Consider the following 3,080-nt stretch of genomic DNA (forward strand, 5'->3'; position numbering starts at 1 on the left):
TCTCAATTCTGAGATAACAGATATGTCTGTTACGTTAGACTCTCTTAATGTCAACTTCTCTAAGTTTGTCATATATTCTAAACCAGCTATTTCATTTATTCCTTCACCTGAATATATGGTTAATGTTTTAATCTTTAATAAATCTTCCTTCGTTATAGGTTCATTTATATGTTTTCTATCTAAATTGTACTTATTAATATGCTGTTGTAATTTCTTATCAACTATTACATTCGCAACTTTTTCTTGTTGTTCCACTTTATCCTCTTTATTTTCCTTTTGCTTTTCTGGAACATTATTTTCTAAATTTAAAGTATTTACTTCAAACTGTACTTGATATTTATTGTTATATCCCATTGTTGGGATATAAATATGCATTTGCATATTATACCTTTTTCCTAGTTCTCCAACTTCAAATTGAATAACCTTCGTCCCATTTTTCTTTTTATCCTCAGATATTACTTTCACATCATGAAACACACCAGGAGTATGAATATCCTCTGTTTTCAAGTATTGAAAGAAATCACTATCACTTAACGTTGCCGTTACGATTTTCTTTCCATTCTCGATTGTTAATTTCGGATCCTTTATATAAACAGCTGCCATGGACTCTTCATTTGTTTTATCTTTATACGCTTTAATAACAGCATCATATGTACCATTTTCTAAAGCATATCCAGTTTTATTTGCCTCAATTGCTACTGCCGCTAAAGCAGGTGTCGAATATACAGCAAACGGTAACGATAACGTCGCCGCTATTAACATTGCATTTATATGTTTTCTTTTATTTTTTTTAACTTTACATCTCCTCCGAAATATATAAATCAAAATGTAATCATTCTCGAATAAATGATAATGATTTTCATTATCATTGTCAACTAAAAAAATAAAAAGTTTACAAAAAAATAAACCCCTTCAAAAGGGGTTATGCCATTTTCTCTCCTGATTCTTCTTTAAAAAAGCTCTTCATCGCATGAAATACATCTGCTTTTTGTTTTAAAATATAATATCTGAAGTTCTCATCTTTAATATTTTTATAGGCTGACATGAGCGTACTATGGCGGTTGTACTGGTTTAGTTGGCAGGGATGTACCCTGTACTTCACAAAATAAACACCATGGTCTAGAAATTATTCTTCTATTATCTGTATTACAAATAAGATTTAAAATAAAGTTTGATCAAATTGATACTAATAATCTTGTTAAACGATTATAAAAAAGTTTGATCATTTCCTATTTATGCTACTCCACAATCGCGCCCGATAATTGAAGATCATTCACGTGATTTTATAATTCAAACCTTTTTGACACTATTTCAGCTACTTCTGCAGCACTCAAATTTGTATTATTAATTTTTATGTAGTTCTCATTTTTAATTTCACCTTTATGGGAGTTCAATCTGTATTTTTCCATTGATTCCCTTAGTTCATTCTCCGACCAATCAACGTTTCTTTTGGTAGGTTTATGCTCAAGTCGATGCGGACTTTTATTTCGTTCCAGCCTCTCGTCCATATCGGCTTCTAATTCCACAAAATAAATAGTGGCACCCTGGGATTCAAAGATTTCACATGTCTGGTCTACGAAGTCCCAATCCTCTTGTTGATCAAAAGCCCACACATATGTAAAGATCAAACCTTCCAGTTCACTCTCAGCCACTGCCTTGAATATTTCTTTTCTAAATAAAGTTGACAACCTCCACATTTCCGGGCTAAAGCTGAATAAGGGCTCAAGTAATTCAATGGTCATATGGTTATGAAATAGTTTCAATCCAGTTACTTTAACTAACTCTTGCCCTACTGTCATTTTACCAACTGCTTGTGGACCAAATATAAGTACAAATTTCATAGAATTCCTCTATTTATGATTTTTTATTATTATACCAGTAATTTCAAGTACCCTTTTTCACAAACTTCATACTATCTGAAAAATTTTAGGTTGTTCAGTAAATACATTTCACATTAACGTTTTTAATTTGTTAACCTGAAAAAGTTATGCTGTTATATGGCCCGATTGTTGAAAATTTTCCCGGAACACCAACACTGAAAGGATATTCAAGATAAGCACTCGAAGTAAATTATTGCCTAAAATATCTTTTTTTTGGGGACTGTTTGTTTTTAATCCGATGCTGGAACGACAGAGTCGCTATAAATACAGTTACTCCCCACAAGAACAATCCTCCGTACGTTACGACATACACCCAAATGGCTAACCCTTCGGTGTATCCTTTTGGAAGCATTCCTAAAAATTGAAGAGCTGTCAAGAAGCTAATTAGAACTGTCAACACCCCAACTGACCATCCTAATATGATTAATAACCATTTTGGTAGTTTCTCCCCCCAGGAAGTCACGAGAGCTAAAGCAAATAAAGATGCCAGTATCGCCAAGATAGCTGTGAAGTCTATTCCGATGGTATATAACGTATATAGAAAAGCAGATCCTTCTTTTAAGGTATCACCAAACCCTGCTACATTTTGTACAGCTTGTTTTGTTGTAAGTCCTACCGTTGATCCCCATGCCCAAAGTGATTTTAAAATCGCATACGGCAACAGTGCAAGAGCTGCAACATAGCCCCATCCTTTAGTCAAATAAGTTTTATCAGCTATTTCTGACCTCATATGTTTCTCATGTTTTAAGCTCAAAAGACATTCTCCCTTCTCACTTAAGAAATGAAGCATATTAGTTTTAAAAATAAAAGTACAAAGCTTCAAAAGTCTTCAAATAAGCTCCGCCCTTTATATTCTTATTCAATATTAGAGCCTTTTTATTCTTTATATCCTTTAAGTGAATTACATAATGGGCAGGTACTGGTTGGACTATATATTTGTACCTTATTTAACAACGATGACCTTTTCTGAAATGAATTACAATTTTAAGATTGTTCATATAAATTCCTTCTTTATTCAAGAATATGGCCCGATTGCTGAATAAGAAAAAATCCTGCACACCAACACAGCATTTTGAATGTACATTTTTGCTTTGTATTTCGAGGATATTATGGGATTTTGGATGGATTCAATATTTTAGGTGAAACGAATGTAAGCTAATGGGTAAAAGTTTACATTCGGATTTCAAATCATTTATAACT

General features: G+C 32.7%; 3 protein-coding genes and 1 pseudogene. All 4 read right to left on the bottom strand.

What is annotated here, in order from left to right; genetic code table 11:
• A partial coding sequence (locus tag AB3X48_RS20055) for an NEAT domain-containing protein (RefSeq protein ID WP_367959859.1) occupies positions 1 to 762 on the bottom strand: 762 nt, incomplete at its 3' end.
• Positions 763 to 922: 160 nt separating this feature from the next.
• Positions 923 to 1,078: pseudogene (locus AB3X48_RS20060) on the bottom strand (sporulation protein YhbH); the annotation flags it as partial.
• Between the two features lie 205 nt (positions 1,079 to 1,283).
• Positions 1,284 to 1,841 (bottom strand): ATP-binding protein, encoded by a 558-nt coding sequence (locus AB3X48_RS20065; RefSeq protein ID WP_087962992.1) that lies wholly within the window; start codon positions 1,839 to 1,841, stop codon positions 1,284 to 1,286.
• A gap of 229 nt (positions 1,842 to 2,070) precedes the next feature.
• Positions 2,071 to 2,634 (bottom strand): hypothetical protein, encoded by a 564-nt coding sequence (locus AB3X48_RS20070; RefSeq protein WP_016102548.1) that lies wholly within the window; start codon positions 2,632 to 2,634, stop codon positions 2,071 to 2,073.
• Positions 2,635 to 3,080: the final 446 nt, after the last annotated feature.

Source organism: Bacillus sp. S4 (genome assembly GCF_040838205.1).
Taxonomy (GTDB): Bacteria; Bacillota; Bacilli; order Bacillales; family Bacillaceae_G; genus Bacillus_A; species Bacillus_A cereus_U.